At 66.7% G+C, this 15,831-nt stretch carries 7 protein-coding genes and 3 rRNA genes; 3 read left to right on the top strand and 7 right to left on the bottom strand.

All coding sequences use genetic code 11. From position 1 onward, the window contains the following. Nucleotides 1-102: 102 nt before the first annotated feature. The 5 genes from ACO0M4_RS20385 to ACO0M4_RS20365 all read right to left on the bottom strand — a co-directional run bounded on the left by ACO0M4_RS20385 (nt 103) and on the right by ACO0M4_RS20365 (nt 7,249). A complete protein-coding gene (locus tag ACO0M4_RS20385; protein ID WP_430372200.1) occupies nt 103-753 on the bottom strand; it encodes an HAD family hydrolase in 651 nt (216 codons plus the stop codon). Between the two features lie 92 nt (nt 754-845). Beyond that, nucleotides 846-962, bottom strand: a 5S ribosomal RNA gene (gene rrf / locus ACO0M4_RS20380). A 74-nt stretch (nt 963-1,036) separates the two neighbouring features. Next, nucleotides 1,037-4,158 (bottom strand): 23S ribosomal RNA (locus ACO0M4_RS20375). A gap of 301 nt (nt 4,159-4,459) precedes the next feature. Then, a 16S ribosomal RNA gene (locus ACO0M4_RS20370) occupies nt 4,460-5,988 on the bottom strand. Together the 16S, 23S and 5S rRNA genes form the textbook arrangement of a ribosomal RNA operon. Nucleotides 5,989-6,688: 700 nt before the next feature. Next, complete coding sequence (locus ACO0M4_RS20365; protein ID WP_390022652.1) at nt 6,689-7,249, bottom strand: MarR family winged helix-turn-helix transcriptional regulator; 561 nt, start codon at nt 7,247-7,249, stop codon at nt 6,689-6,691. A 198-nt stretch (nt 7,250-7,447) separates the two neighbouring features. On the opposite strand from ACO0M4_RS20365, the gene ACO0M4_RS20360 reads away from it, so the two are divergent. After that, a complete protein-coding gene (locus ACO0M4_RS20360) occupies nt 7,448-8,734 on the top strand; it encodes an MFS transporter (RefSeq protein WP_430373867.1) in 1,287 nt (428 codons plus the stop codon). Nucleotides 8,735-8,816: 82 nt separating this feature from the next. Here the strand turns inward: ACO0M4_RS20360 and ACO0M4_RS20355 are convergent, their stop codons facing one another. Then, nucleotides 8,817-10,586, bottom strand: coding sequence for an ATP-binding SpoIIE family protein phosphatase (locus tag ACO0M4_RS20355; protein ID WP_430372198.1), 1,770 nt, complete (start codon nt 10,584-10,586; stop codon nt 8,817-8,819). A gap of 295 nt (nt 10,587-10,881) precedes the next feature. After that, the gene (locus ACO0M4_RS20350) at nt 10,882-12,270 is read right to left on the bottom strand and encodes an NAD(P)/FAD-dependent oxidoreductase (protein WP_430372197.1); all 1,389 of its coding nucleotides are present in this window, start codon (nt 12,268-12,270) and stop codon (nt 10,882-10,884) included. A gap of 475 nt (nt 12,271-12,745) precedes the next feature. Here ACO0M4_RS20350 and ACO0M4_RS20345 point away from each other — a divergent pair, with 475 nt between their 5' ends. After that, nucleotides 12,746-13,501, top strand: a complete 756-nt coding sequence (locus ACO0M4_RS20345; protein ID WP_430372196.1) for a TetR/AcrR family transcriptional regulator — start codon at nt 12,746-12,748, stop codon at nt 13,499-13,501. 303 nt (nt 13,502-13,804) lie between these two features. After that, nucleotides 13,805-15,766 carry a sigma-70 family RNA polymerase sigma factor gene (locus tag ACO0M4_RS20340; RefSeq protein WP_430372194.1) on the top strand — a complete coding sequence of 654 codons (1,962 nt, stop codon included), beginning with the start codon at nt 13,805-13,807 and terminating at the stop codon, nt 15,764-15,766. Nucleotides 15,767-15,831 lie beyond the last annotated feature (65 nt).

Raw genomic sequence — 15,831 nt, 5'->3', positions numbered from 1 at the left:
CTCCGGGCTACCGCTGGGTAGATGGATCACTGGCCCAATTCCGACTGACGTACGAGGAGTTCCGTCCACCGAGGGTGCGGAGCCGGCCCGCACCCACCACCCTTACTGCAGCAACTCCGGCAGTTCCGCCATTTCGGTGAACAGCGCGGTCGCCCCGGCCTCCGCCAGCTTCACCGCCGGCGTCATCGCCGTGAACCCATACACGTCCATCCCGGCGGCCACCGCCGCCTGCACCCCGAGCGGACTGTCCTCGACCACGGCACACCGCCCGGGCTCGACACCCATCTCCTTCGCCGCGTGCAGGAACAGATCGGGAGCCGGCTTCCCCCGTCCCACGTCCTGCGACGAGAAGATCCGGCCCTCGCCGAACCGCTCGAACAGCCCGGTCTTCGTCAGCGCCACCCGGATCCGCTCATGGCTCCCCGACGACCCGACGCAGTGCGGCACCCCATCCGCGGCCAGCTTCTCCAGCACCGTCTCCACCCCCGGTACCGGCTGCAGCCGCCGACGGAACTCGTCAAAGACCCGCGTGTGGAAACTGGCTTCGAAGTCCGCCGGCAGCGTCCGCCCGGACTTCTCCCGCACAACATCGCGAATACGCTGCACCGACCCGCCCATGAAATCGCGCAGCGATTCCTCGTACGTGGTCGGGTGCCCCAATTCAGTGAGGTAGCCAGCGAGGAGCTGGTTGGAGATCGGCTCGCTGTCCACCAGGACACCGTCATTGTCGAAAATGATCAGGTCATAGCGCATCCATCGAGCGTACCTACGTATCCCGGAAGCACAACGCAAAAAAGCCTCGTTCCCCGAGTCGAAACTCGGGGAACGAGGCTTTATCAAAATTTGTTCGGCGGCGTCCTACTCTCCCACAGGGTCCCCCCTGCAGTACCATCGGCGCTGAAAGGCTTAGCTTCCGGGTTCGAAATGTAACCGGGCGTTTCCCTAACGCTAAAACCACCGAAACACTATGAAGTTGAACTCCAGCCAACAAGGCGAGTTCGTTACTTCAGAACCTACACAGTGGACGCGAGCAACTGAGGACAAGCCCTCGGCCTATTAGTACCAGTCAACTCCACACCTTACGGCGCTTCCATATCTGGCCTATCAACCCAGTCATCTACTGGGAGCCTTACCCCATCAAGTGGGAGGGAGCCCTCATCTCGAAGCAGGCTTCCCGCTTAGATGCTTTCAGCGGTTATCCTTTCCGAACGTAGCCAACCAGCCATGCCCTTGGCAGAACAACTGGCACACCAGAGGTCCGTCCGTCCCGGTCCTCTCGTACTAGGGACAGCCCTTCTCAAGACTCCTACGCGCGCAGCGGATAGGGACCGAACTGTCTCACGACGTTCTAAACCCAGCTCGCGTACCGCTTTAATGGGCGAACAGCCCAACCCTTGGGACCGACTCCAGCCCCAGGATGCGACGAGCCGACATCGAGGTGCCAAACCATCCCGTCGATATGGACTCTTGGGGAAGATCAGCCTGTTATCCCCGGGGTACCTTTTATCCGTTGAGCGACGGCGCTTCCACAAGCCACCGCCGGATCACTAGTCCCTACTTTCGTACCTGCTCGACCCGTCAGTCTCACAGTCAAGCTCCCTTGTGCACTTACACTCAACACCTGATTACCAACCAGGCTGAGGGAACCTTTGGGCGCCTCCGTTACTCTTTAGGAGGCAACCGCCCCAGTTAAACTACCCACCAGACACTGTCCCTGATCCGGATCACGGACCCAGGTTAGACATCCAGCACGACCAGAGTGGTATTTCAACAACGACTCCACACCAACTGGCGTTGGCGCTTCAAAGTCTCCCACCTATCCTACACAAGCCGAACCGAACACCAATATCAAGCTATAGTAAAGGTCCCGGGGTCTTTCCGTCCTGCTGCGCGAAACGAGCATCTTTACTCGTAATGCAATTTCACCGGGCCTATGGTTGAGACAGTCGAGAAGTCGTTACGCCATTCGTGCAGGTCGGAACTTACCCGACAAGGAATTTCGCTACCTTAGGATGGTTATAGTTACCACCGCCGTTTACTGGCGCTTAAGTTCTCAGCTTCGCCCCACCGAAATGGAGCTAACCGGTCCCCTTAACGTTCCAGCACCGGGCAGGCGTCAGTCCGTATACATCGCCTTACGGCTTCGCACGGACCTGTGTTTTTAGTAAACAGTCGCTTCTCGCTGGTCTCTGCGGCCACCCCCAGCTCAGGAAGCAAGTTCCCTCACCAGAAATGGCCCCCCTTCTCCCGAAGTTACGGGGGCATTTTGCCGAGTTCCTTAACCATAGTTCACCCGAACGCCTCGGTATTCTCTACCTGACCACCTGAGTCGGTTTAGGGTACGGGCCGCCATGAAACTCGCTAGAGGCTTTTCTCGACAGCATAGGATCATCCACTTCACCACAATCGGCTCGGCATCAGGTCTCAGCCTTAACGTGTGACGGATTTACCTACCACACGGCCTACACCCTTACCCCGGGACAACCACCGCCCGGGCTGGACTACCTTCCTGCGTCACCCCATCGCTTACCTACTACCACCTTGGGTCAACGGCTCCACCACGTCCCTTTGTCCGAAGACTCCAGGCCGGCTTCACGGCTTTAGCATTAATGGATTCGATATTGGGCGTTTCAAAGCGGGTACCGGAATATCAACCGGTTGTCCATCGACTACGCCTGTCGGCCTCGCCTTAGGTCCCGACTTACCCTGGGCAGATCAGCTTGACCCAGGAACCCTTAGTCAATCGGCGCAAGAGTTTCCCACTCTTGTATCGCTACTCATGCCTGCATTCTCACTCGTGAACCGTCCACAACTCGTTTCCACGGCTGCTTCACCCGGCACACGACGCTCCCCTACCCATCACGATCCCCGTTGGGGGTAATATCGCAATGACACGACTTCGGCGGTGTACTTGAGCCCCGCTACATTGTCGGCGCGGAATCACTTGACCAGTGAGCTATTACGCACTCTTTCAAGGGTGGCTGCTTCTAAGCCAACCTCCTGGTTGTCTCTGCGACTCCACATCCTTTCCCACTTAGCACACGCTTAGGGGCCTTAGTCGATGCTCTGGGCTGTTTCCCTCTCGACCATGGAGCTTATCCCCCACAGTCTCACTGCCGCGCTCTCACTTACCGGCATTCGGAGTTTGGCTAAGGTCAGTAACCCGGTAGGGCCCATCGCCTATCCAGTGCTCTACCTCCGGCAAGAAACACACGACGCTGCACCTAAATGCATTTCGGGGAGAACCAGCTATCACGGAGTTTGATTGGCCTTTCACCCCTAACCACAGGTCATCCCCCAGGTTTTCAACCCTGGTGGGTTCGGTCCTCCACGAAGTCTTACCTCCGCTTCAACCTGCCCATGGCTAGATCACTCCGCTTCGGGTCTTGAGCATGCTACTCCACGCCCTATTCGGACTCGCTTTCGCTACGGCTTCCCCACACGGGTTAACCTCGCAACATACCGCAAACTCGCAGGCTCATTCTTCAAAAGGCACGCAGTCACGACGCACCAAGCAAGCTTGATGCGCGACGCTCCCACGGCTTGTAGGCACACGGTTTCAGGTACTATTTCACTCCGCTCCCGCGGTACTTTTCACCATTCCCTCACGGTACTATCCGCTATCGGTCACCAGGGAATATTTAGGCTTAACGGGTGGTCCCGCCAGATTCACACGGGATTTCTCGGGCCCCGTGCTACTTGGGTGGTTCTTAAGCAAGCCGCTAATGTTTCAGCTACGGGGGTCTTACCCTCTACGCCGGACCTTTCGCATGTCCTTCGCCTACATCAACGGTTTCTGACTCGCCGACCGGCCGGCAGACCGATCAAAAGAACTCCCACAACCCCAACCACGCAACCCCTGCCGGGTATCACACGTGACTGGTTTGGCCTCATCCAGTTTCGCTCGCCACTACTCCCGGAATCACGGTTGTTTTCTCTTCCTGCGGGTACTGAGATGTTTCACTTCCCCGCGTTCCCTCCACACTGCCTATGTGTTCAGCAGCGGGTGACAGCCCATGACGACTGCCGGGTTTCCCCATTCGGACACCCCCGGATCAAAGCTTGGTTGACAGCTCCCCGGGGCCTATCGTGGCCTCCCACGTCCTTCATCGGTTCCTGGTGCCAAGGCATCCACCGTGCGCCCTTAAAAACTTGGCCACAGATGCTCGCGTCCACTGTGCAGTTCTCAAGCAACGACCAGCCACCCGTCACACACCCACAAAGGATGCTTCACCGGGGCCGGCATCGCGAAGGTCCAGACCACAGTCCGTACCCTCAGACACCCAACAGCGCGCCCAACACGACCAGTCGAAAACTTGCGTTCCACGCCGAAGCAGTACTAACAAACCCAACCCATCGTGCCGAATAGTCAACGTTCCACCCATGAGCAACCAGCATCAGACACTCGCCGATGTACTGGCCTCTGACCAAGACAAGCTCGGTAAGAAGTGCTCCTTAGAAAGGAGGTGATCCAGCCGCACCTTCCGGTACGGCTACCTTGTTACGACTTCGTCCCAATCGCCAGTCCCACCTTCGACGATTCCCTCCCACAAGGGGTTGGGCCACCGGCTTCGGGTGTTACCGACTTTCGTGACGTGACGGGCGGTGTGTACAAGGCCCGGGAACGTATTCACCGCAGCAATGCTGATCTGCGATTACTAGCAACTCCGACTTCATGGGGTCGAGTTGCAGACCCCAATCCGAACTGAGACCGGCTTTTTGAGATTCGCTCCACCTCGCGGTATCGCAGCTCATTGTACCGGCCATTGTAGCACGTGTGCAGCCCAAGACATAAGGGGCATGATGACTTGACGTCGTCCCCACCTTCCTCCGAGTTGACCCCGGCAGTCTCCTGTGAGTCCCCATCACCCCGAAAGGCATGCTGGCAACACAGAACAAGGGTTGCGCTCGTTGCGGGACTTAACCCAACATCTCACGACACGAGCTGACGACAGCCATGCACCACCTGTACACCGACCACAAGGGGGGCACTATCTCTAGCGCTTTCCGGCGTATGTCAAGCCTTGGTAAGGTTCTTCGCGTTGCGTCGAATTAAGCCACATGCTCCGCTGCTTGTGCGGGCCCCCGTCAATTCCTTTGAGTTTTAGCCTTGCGGCCGTACTCCCCAGGCGGGGAACTTAATGCGTTAGCTGCGGCACGGACGACGTGGAATGTCGCCCACACCTAGTTCCCAACGTTTACGGCGTGGACTACCAGGGTATCTAATCCTGTTCGCTCCCCACGCTTTCGCTCCTCAGCGTCAGTATCGGCCCAGAGATCCGCCTTCGCCACCGGTGTTCCTCCTGATATCTGCGCATTTCACCGCTACACCAGGAATTCCGATCTCCCCTACCGAACTCTAGCCTGCCCGTATCGAATGCAGACCCGGGGTTAAGCCCCGGGCTTTCACATCCGACGTGACAAGCCGCCTACGAGCTCTTTACGCCCAATAATTCCGGACAACGCTCGCGCCCTACGTATTACCGCGGCTGCTGGCACGTAGTTAGCCGGCGCTTCTTCTGCAGGTACCGTCACTCTCGCTTCTTCCCTGCTGAAAGAGGTTTACAACCCGAAGGCCGTCATCCCTCACGCGGCGTCGCTGCATCAGGCTTTCGCCCATTGTGCAATATTCCCCACTGCTGCCTCCCGTAGGAGTCTGGGCCGTGTCTCAGTCCCAGTGTGGCCGGTCGCCCTCTCAGGCCGGCTACCCGTCGTCGCCTTGGTGAGCCATTACCTCACCAACAAGCTGATAGGCCGCGGGCTCATCCTTCACCGCCGGAGCTTTCCACACACAGAAGATGCCTCCGTGTGTCATATCCGGTATTAGACCCCGTTTCCAGGGCTTGTCCCAGAGTGAAGGGCAGATTGCCCACGTGTTACTCACCCGTTCGCCACTAATCCCCTCCCGAAAGAGGTTCATCGTTCGACTTGCATGTGTTAAGCACGCCGCCAGCGTTCGTCCTGAGCCAGGATCAAACTCTCCGTGAATGCTTACCGGTAATCCGGTGTGACACTCGCGTTGAGCGGAACCACGAGGAGGAATAATCCTCACGGTTCACAGCGTCCTCGCTGTGCGCCTCCCAAAAACTTGGAAGGACTTTCAAAGGAACCTCATCTCCATGATGGAGACGGGGTATCAACATATCTGGCGTTGACTTTTGGCACGCTGTTGAGTTCTCAAGGAACGGACGCTTCCTTTGTGCCTGTTTCACCAGGCTCTCCGGGCGCTTCCCTTCGGTCTTGCGTTTCCGACTCTATCAGATCCTTTCGGCCCTGATTTTCGCCGGTGCGATTCGGCCTTTCGGCTTCTTCGCGGTTCCAACCTTACCAGATCCGTTTCCGTCTCTGGCCCCCTGCTGGAGCGGGGTCCGGCCGCTTCGCTTTCGCTTTTCGGCCTTTCCGACTTTATCAGATCTGTTTTCCGTTCCGGTCCGCATCTCGGTGAGTTGCGGTCGGTTCGAATTTCGATCCGATTCCCCGTCGGCGGGGTGTTCACTACGTTAGCGGAATTCCTCGGTGACGCCTAATCAGACACCCGGAATGAATTTCGACATGCGGAATTCAGTCCCGTTGAGGGCCGTGCAGTAGTGAGTTGCCGCGAAGCGGCGGGATGGCTGCCGCAGAACCGTTCCGGCTCGTTGGCAACTCGGAGAACACTACGGATCGGGGTGGGGCGTGTCAAACCCGGTCAGTCGAGGTCGCTCAGGCGGCCTTCGGCGTCCGGCTGGGCGTCCTCGACGCGGCGCAGCAGGCGGGTCAACGCATCACCGAGGATGCGGCGTTCGTTGCCGGAAAGGTCCTGGAGGAGCTCTTCCTCGAAGACGGATGCCATGCGCATCGCCTCCAGCCACTTCTCGCGGCCCTCGTGGGTCAGCTCGACGATGACGCGGACGCGGTTGGTCTCGTCGCGCTCGCGGGTCACCAGGCCCTCGCTCGCCATGCGGTCGATGCGGTGGGTCATGGCGGCCGGCGTGAGGCCGAGGCGCTTGGCGAGTTCGCCGGGGCCCATGCGGTAGGGCGCGCCCGAGACGACGAGGGCCTTGAGGACCTCCCATTCGGCGTTGCTCATGCCGAGGGTGGCGGTCTGTCGTCCGTAGGCGACGTTCATCCGTCGGTTGAGGCGCTGAAGTGCGGAGACGACCTTCTCCACCTGGGGGTCGAGGGCCTGGAACTCGCGCTGGTAGGCCGCGATCTGTTCCTCCAGGCTCGGCTCGGTGGCTCCGGCGGCCGCATCTGAGGGCTCTGGCATGCGGCGCAGTATGACACGAAAGTCATTGGCGTTGAAGTTCTTCGTCGTGTAGTCTTTAGCTTCGAACTTTAGGGTCGAAGTCTTGAGGTTGTGACTGTCCGCTCTTGGACGTCCTGGGCGTCGTGGACGCTGCCTCGACTCGGCTCGGGGGGTTCCTGATTCGTATCCGTCTTTGTGACCTGACCTAGGTAGGTGAGTGTGACCACCGCGATGGGCGCTGCGCTGCGCCGGATCCAGCTGGGGAACGCGCTGAGCGCGTTCGGCAGCGGCTTCACCGTGCCGTATCTGTACATCTACGTGGCGAACGTACGGCAGCTCGGTGCGAGTACGGCTGGCGTGGTGCTGGCGATGCTGGCGATCTCCGCGCTGGTCGTCCTGCCGCTGACCGGACGGGCCATCGACCGGCGGGGGCCGCTGCCGGTGGCCGTCATCGGTACGGTCTCGGCGGCCGTCGGTTCGCTGGGGATCGGCCTGTCGTCGACCGAGCCGATGGTCATCGCGTCGGCGGTGGCGCTGGGGGCCGGTATCGCGGTGATCCAGCCGGCGCTCGCCACGATGATCGTGTGGTGCTCGACGACGGTGACCCGGTCGCGGGCGTTCGCCACGCAGTTCTTCCTCAACAACCTGGGGCTGGGGATAGGCGGCCTGGTCGGCGGTCAGCTGGTGGACGAGACGCATGCGTCGAGCTTCGTGCGGCTGTTCGCCATCGAGGCCGTGATGTTCCTGGTGCTGGGCGCGGCGATCGCGACCGTACGGCTGCCGCGGGCGCCGAAGGTGGAGGACGCGGTGCCGACCGAGGAGCGGGCCAAGGGTGCTTGGCGGGCGCTGTTCGGCGACCGACGGATGGTGTGGCTGTGCGTGCTGGGCTTCGTGCTGTTCTTCGCCTGCTACGGGCAGTTCGAGTCGGGGCTGGCGGCGTATGCCACGGAGGTCACCCGGATCGAGCCGGCGACGCTGGGCATCGCCCTGGCGGCCAACACGGCGGCGATCGTGGCGGCGCAGTTCGTGGTGCTCAAGCTGGTTGAGCGGCGGCGGCGGAGCCGGGTGATGGCGCTGGTGGGCGTGATCTGGACGGTGGCGTGGATAGCCGCCGGAGTTTCCGGGCTGGTGCACGGGAGCCAGGTGGTGGCCACGGTGCTGCTGATCTCCACGTATGCGCTGTTCGGTGTCGGGGAATCGCTGCTGGCGCCGACGGTGGCACCGCTGGTGGCGGATCTGGCGCCGGCCTCGCTGATCGGTCAGTACAACTCGGCGTTCGCACTGGTCAAGCAGTTGGCGCTGGCGATCGGGCCGGCCGTCGGGGCGCTGATGGTCGGGCACGGGATGTACGTCGCGTACATCGCGATGCTGGCGGCGTGCGCGGTCGGGATCACGGTGCTGGCGCTGCGGCTGGGGCGGATGCTCAGCCCGGCGCAGGACCAGCCGCACCGGGCGGCCGTGCCCGCCCAGCGGGTGGAGGCCGAGCCGGTGGCCGCGGCCGTCTGAGATGCATTCCGGGGGCGGCGCCCGCCGGGGGCGCGGTGTCGCCCCCGGCGGGCGCCGTCGTTGTCCGGGGCCGGGGTGGGCCCTAGCTCCGGGGCAGGGCGAATTCGCACCAGACCGCCTTGCCGCCGCCCGGAGTGCGGCGGGAGCCCCAGGAGGAGGCGATGGTGGCGATGATGGAGATGCCGCGGCCGGTCTCGTCGACGGGCTCGGCCCGCCGGCGGCGGGGCAGGTGGTCGTCGCCGTCGGTGACCTCGATGATCAGGCGGCGGTCGGTGCGGCGCAGTCGTAGCCGCATGGGTGGGGTGCCGTGTTGGAGGGAGTTGGCGACGAGTTCGCTGGCCGCCAGGACGCCGAGGTCGTGGAGTTCCGGGGAGAAGCGCCAGGAGGCGAGGACGCCGGAGGCAAAGGCGCGGGCGCGGGGTGCCGCCTCGATGCCGCCGTGGAGTTCGAGGGCGGCGTTGTGGAACAGCTCGGCGTCGTGTCCCTTACGGACCGGGTTCTGGATGACGAGGATGGCGACGTCGTCGTCGTGGGTGGCGGTGATGCCCAGGGAGCGCAGCAGCCGGTCGCAGACGATGTCGGGGGTGCCGGTGGCGCCGGCGAAGGCGCGCTCCAGGGCGGCGACGCCCTCGTCGATGTCCTTGTCGCGGCGTTCGACGAGGCCGTCGGTATAGAGGACGGCGCTGCTGCCGGAGGCGAGCGGGACGGAGCCGGAGGTGTGCAGCCAGCCGCCGGTGCCCAGGGGCGGGCCGGTCGGTTCGGCGGCGCGGCGGACGGTGCCGTCGGCGTCGCGGACGAGCATCGGCAGGTGGCCGGCCGAGGCGTAGACCAGGCGGCCTTCGTTGGGGTCGTGGACGGCGTAGACGCAGGTGGCGATCTGGCTGGCGTCGATCTCGGCGGCCAGGCCGTCCAGGAGTTGGAGGACCTCGTGGGGCGGGAGGTCGAGGCGGGCGTAGGCGCGGACCGCGGTGCGCAGCTGGCCCATGACGGCGGCGGCGCGCACCCCGCGGCCCATGACGTCGCCGATGACCAGGGCCGTCCGGCCGGCGCCGAGGGTGATCACGTCGTACCAGTCGCCGCCGACCGCGGCGTCCGTGCCGCCGGGCTGGTAGGTGGCGGCGACGCACAGGTCATCGGGCTGCTCCAACTCCTGGGGGAGCAGCGAGCGCTGGAGGGTGACCGCGGCCTCGCGCTGGTGGGCCTCGCTGGCACGCAGCCGTTCGGCGGACTCGATCTGGTCGGTGACCTCGGCGCCGAAGACCAGGACGCCCTTGTGCGGGGCGATGCAGGCGACCTCCGGGTCGGGCGCCGGGCCGCTGGCGGCGACCTCGATGGGGGTGCAGGTGAAGGTGTAGTAGCCGTCGCGGGTGCGGTCGCCGGCGGGGACCTTGCGGGACTTGACGGTGCGCGGTTTGCCGCTGCGGAGGACCTGGTCCATCAGGGGCAGCAGGCCCAGCTCGGCCAGCTCGGGGAGGGCCTCGCGGGCGGTGCGGCCGGCCGGGCGGGGGCCGAAGACGCCGGCGTACGCGCTGTTCACGTAGGCGATGCGGTGCTCGGGGCCGTAGACGACGGCGACCAGGGCGGGGATGGTGCCGAGGATGTCGTGGACGGAGAGCGCGTCGACGGTGGGCGGCGCGGCGGGCGGCGGTGTGTCCTCGCCGGCGGCGCCCTCGGCGCGGGCGGCGGGTACGGTGCCGGGCTGGCCGGCGGGTGTGTCACCGGCGGGTGTGGGCGCGGCGGAGTGCGCCGTGGGTCCCGAGGGTGGGGCGGCCGGTGTGGTGGGGCGGTCGGACCGGGCGGCGGTGCGCCGCTGTGTGCCCGGGAATTTGGCGCTCCAGCGCGTGAAGATCACGGAGGGGTACCTCTTACTTCGCGTCGTCGCGCGGGGTCGGGCCATCGGCGTGCGGGAACGCCCCGTGGCATGGCGGGGGGCACGGTCGGCTCCCTCTGGCGGAATGCAGCAAACGTCCTGAATCCTCGCGATTGTCACTCTTCGCAGATACGAGCCCACCCATGGTCACACGTCCAGTGTGGCCGACCGGACGGTCATCCGTCAGACGCCGGGCGTCGGGGTGTAGTTCCCGGCGCCGGGGCGGCCGGGCGGCGCCGGGCGGGTGGGTGGCCAACGTCCCTGGTGGAGCGGCCGGTCAGCTGGTTTCGTTGTGCCGGCCGGTGCCCGCGGCGAGTTCGAATTCGGCGCGCGGGTTCTCCAGTGAGCCGAGGGAGACGATCTCGCGTTTGAAGAGACCGGCGAGGATCCATTCGGCGAGGATCTTGGCCTTGCGGTTGAAGGTGGGCACCCGGCTGAGGTGGTAGGCGCGGTGCATGAACCACGCCGGGTAGCCCTTGAGCTTGCGGCCGTAGACGTGCGCGACGCCCTTGTGCAGGCCGAGCGAGGCCACCGAACCGACGTATTTGTGCGCGTAGTTGCGGACCTCGCCGCCGCGCAGGGTCGCGGTGATGTTCTCGGCGAGCACCTTGGCCTGGCGGACGGCGTGCTGGGCGTTGGGGGCGCATTCGGTGCGCGGCTCGTCGGGCGTGGCGGGCGGCGGGACGGTCAGGTCCGGGACGGCCGCGGCGTCCCCGGCCGCCCAGGCGTGCTCCACGCCGTCCACCTGGAGCGCGGCGGTGCACTTGAGGCGGCCGCGGTCGGTCAGCGGCAGCTTGCTCGCGGCCACGATGGGGTGCGGTTTGACCCCGGCAGTCCACACCAGCGTCCTGGTGGGGAGGCGGGAGCCGTCGCTGAGCTGGACGATGCGCTTCTCGCAGGACTCCAGGCGGGTCTCCAGCCGGACGTCGATGTTGCGGGCGCGCAGTTCGCGGACGGTGTAGCGGCCCATGTCGGGGCCGACCTCGGGCAGGATCCGGCCGGTCGCCTCGACCAGGATCCACTTCATGTCCTCGGGTTGGACGTTGTGGTAGTAGCGGACGGCGTAGCGGGCCATGTCCTCCAGTTCGGCCAGGGCTTCCACGCCCGCGTAGCCGCCACCGACGAAGACGAAAGTCAGCGCCGCGTCGCGGACCTCGGGGTCGCGGGTGGAGGAGGCGATGTCGAGCTGTTCGAGGACGTGGTTGCGCAGTCCGATGGCCTCCTCGACGGTCTTGAAGCCGATGCCGACGTCGGCCAGTCCGGGGACGGGGAGGGTGCGCGAGACCGATCCCGGCGCGAGGACCAGTTCGTCGTAGGCCACGATGACGTCGGCGTCGCCGGCCTCCTCAGCGGCCAGGGTGGCGACGGTCGCCTTGCGCTCGTCGTGGTCGATGGCGGTGACCTCGCCGATGACGACCGTGCAGTGCGGCAGGACGCGGCGCAGCGGGACGACGACGTGGCGCGGCGAGATGGAGCCGGCCGCGGCTTCCGGCAGGAATGGCTGGTACGTCATGTACGGCTCGGGCCCGATGATGACGATCTCGACCGTGCCCTGCTGTAGCTCCTGCTTGAGCGTCTGCTGTAGTCGCAGCGCGGTGTACATGCCCACGTAGCCACCGCCGACCACGAGAATGCGCGCCACGTCGTCCGAAGACACAGTCTTCACAGAGGTTCTCCTCGCGGTGTCGACCAGGCCGGGGCGCCACCGAGCAGGTGGCCGGGCCGGCGGCGCGGCCACCTTCGGGCGCTGTGCCCCCGGAAAGCACAGCACTGTTCCATGACGCACTGCCGGAACGCCTTTGTCCACAGGCCGGTCGAAAAGTATGTCCGGTACGGGCCACGGTGCGGAGTGGGACATTCCGGCTGAGTGGCGCGAAGTACGCTGGTCAGGCGGAGATTGGCGCGGGGGGAAAGGACGGACCAGCGGGGCGGATCGGGTCCATTGGGCCGATCGGGGGGCACGGTGTGCGGAGGGCCCCCTTCAATCTTGACGCGGGCTCAACTATGTTCGTATCTCGTTGGGGTGCACCCTTTCGTCGGGTCACTTCGACCGTCAGGGCGGGGAGTCTCCGGGGGGAGACGTCATTACCGGGGGATCACTTATGCACATTCAGGGCTCTCAATGGCCGACGGCGGTCGCGATGACCGCTGCTTCCGACGGTGTCAACGGCGCCGGCGGCAAGGGAACGGGCGCAATGACCGGCGCCAACGGGCGGAGCACACCACTGCGGGTGGACGCCCAGCGCAATCTGGAACACGTGTTGCGGGCGGCCCGCGAGGTCTTCGGCGAGCTGGGGTATGGCGCGCCGATGGAGGACGTGGCGCGGCGCGCCCGGGTCGGTGTCGGGACGGTCTACCGCCGCTTCCCGAGCAAGGACGTGCTGGTCCGGCGGATAGCCGAGGAGGAGACCTCCCGGCTGACCGAGCAGGCGCGGGCCGCGTTGGGACAGGAGGACGACCCGTGGTCGGCGCTGGCGCGGTTCCTGCGGACGTCGGTCGCCTCGGGGGCCGGGCGGTTGCTGCCGCCGGGCATCCTGCGGGTGGGCGCGAGCGAGGAACTGCTGCCGGACGGCACGGCCGAGCCGCGGGTGCCGGAGGGCGGCACCGAGGCTCGGGTGCCACTGCAACGGATGGCGCCGGGCGAGGCGGACGGGCTGCGTCCGGGCGCCGAGACCGAGGAGACGCCGGGCGGGCAGGCGCTGCTGGATGTCGTCGGGCGGCTGGTGGAGCGGGCCCGGGCGGCGGGTGCGCTGCGGGTCGGCGTCACGGTCTCCGACGTCCTGTTGGTGATCGCCACGGGTGCGCCGGCACTGCCCGATCCGGGACAGCAGCAGGCGGCCTCGGCACGGCTGCTGGAGATCCTGCTGGAAGGGCTGCGGTCGCGCCCCACCACCTGAAGGGGCGGCCGCCGGCCGCACGGCGAGGAGTGCGGCGCCGGCCGCTCTGGCGCCGGTTCGTGCACCGGCGCTCCAGTGGAGCCGGTGCCGGCCACCGGGGGCCCCGGGTACGGGGCCTGCCGGCGGTTTGGCGGCGGCCCTGCGGCGTGAGCGCCCCGGTGGGCGGGCAAGAGCCCATACGGGTGAACGTCAGTGCGGTCGCCCCGGATGAGTGGTTGCCCATCGGAGTCCTGAAGCTTGGGCCACGGGTGTGGCACGCTTGCGCGGTGTTGCGGTGTGAGGGCGGCTTCGGGAGCCTCGGCGATGGGTGTTGACGGGCGGGACGAGCGGCGCGGCGAGAGCGCGGGACGCCCGTCGGAGCAGGTGCCGGAACAGACCGGGCCGCTGGGGGCGACGCCGCCGGCCGGCGGCGTGGCGGACGCCGAACCCAGCGTGCCGGCGCAGCGCCGGCACTCCAGGCGGCGGGAGCAACCGTCCGGCGCCATGGAGGAGACGACGGTCACCGGCCAGGACGCGCATCTGCCGCCGTCCGATGCCGAGTTGGTCGCCGCGATGCGGGCTGGCGACGACAGCGCGTATGAGGAGCTGTACCGCCGGCACGCCGAGGCGGTGCGCCGGTACGCCCGCAGTTGCTGTCGGGACACCCACACCGCCGAGGACCTGACCGGTGAGGTGTTCGCGCGCACCTTGCAGGCGGTGCGCGGCGGTGCGGGGCCGGATTCGGCGGTGCGCGCCTATCTGCTGACGACCGTCCGGCGGGTCGCCGCGGCCTGGGCGAAGACCGCCCGGCGGGAGCAGTTGGTCGAGGACTTCGCGGTGTTCTCGGTGTCGGCGGCCGGCTCGTCCCTGGACGAGGACGCCCGCGACCTGGGCGCGGACGTGCGGGCGATGCACGAGGCCGAGCAGACCATGGCGGTGCAGGCGTTCCGCAGCCTGCCGGAGCGCTATCAGACGGTGCTGTGGCACACCACCATCGAGGACGAGTCGCCGAGCGAGGTCGCGCCGCTGCTCGGGCTGACCGCCAACGCCACCGCCGTCCTGGCGCACCGCGCCCGGGAAGGGCTCAGGCAGGCGTATCTGCAGGCGCACGTGAGCCAGTCGCTGACCGCGGGTGGCGACTGCGCGCGCTACGCCGACCGGCTCGGTGCGTACGCCCGGGGCGGGCTGCGGATGCGGGCCGAGCGGGGGCTGCGCAAGCATCTGGACGAGTGCGCCCGGTGCCGCGGGGCGGCGCTGGAGGTCGCGGACGTCAACCAGCGGATCGGGGCGGTGCTGCCGGTCGCGGTCATCGGCTGGTTCGCGGCCGGGTACGCCGTCAAGGGTGCCGCCGCGGTGGTCGGGGTCGCCGGGGCCGGGGCGGCGGCGGGTGCCGGGGTGGCCGCGGCCGCCGCGGGGTCCGGTTCCGGTGCGGCGGGTGGCGCCGGCGGGACGGCCGTGGGCGAGGGGCTGGCCGCTCCGGCGAAGGTCGCCATCGGGGCCGGGTTGGTGGTCGCCACGGGCGCGGCGTTGGCGTTCGCGCTGGCTGGGTCGCCGCAGCCGGATCCGCAGCCGCGGGCGCAACCGCACCGGCCGGCGCCGACCGTGCCCGCCCCGCCGCCGTCGCACACCCCGCGGCCGCCGGTGAGCGCACCGGGGGCGAAGCCGACCCCGGCTCCCCCGCCGGCGCCCACCCCCACACCGCCCGAGCCCACTCCCACTCCCACTCCCACTCCCACTCCCACTCCCACACCGACGCCGACACCGTCTCCCACGCCGACCCCCACCCCGGCGCCGCCGAAGCCGACGCCCACGCCGACCCCGACGCCCACCCCCACACCGCCGTCCCCACCTCCGACGCCGTACCAGGTCAACGCGCTGGAGTACGACTTCGCGGGTGACGGCACCAAGCCGGAGGTCCGCACCTTCGACAGCAGCTGGATGTGGAAGCGGAACCAGCCGAGCATCGGCGGGACGGCCTACTCCAACGGGGTGAGCGTGCACGCCTCGTCCTCGGTGGTCATCGACCTCAACCGGCAGTGCACGGCCTACGACGCGGTGGCCGGCGTGGACGACCTCAGCCTGGGGCTGGGCGCGCTGCGCTTCTCGGTGTACGCGGACGGGGTCCGGCTGTGGCGGTCGGCGGTCGTGCACGGCGGGGAGCCTGCGGTGCCGGTGCACGTCCCGTTGGCGGGCCGGAAGACGCTGCGCCTGGTGGTCGAGCCGGAGAGCGCGGGCGACCTGGTGGCGCTGGGGGATTGGGCGCGGTCACAGATCAGTTGTCGGTGAGCGGGGCGCGGGCGGGTGGCGGCTCGGTGCGGGGTGATGGCTCGGTGTGCCGGGTGACGGCTCGG

Origin of the sequence: Streptomyces sp. RGM 3693 (assembly GCF_050471125.1) — a bacterium.
GTDB lineage: Bacteria > Actinomycetota > Actinomycetes > Streptomycetales > Streptomycetaceae > Streptomyces.
The sequence above is the reverse complement of the archived record's forward strand: the minus strand, read 5'-3'. Positions and strand labels throughout refer to the sequence as shown.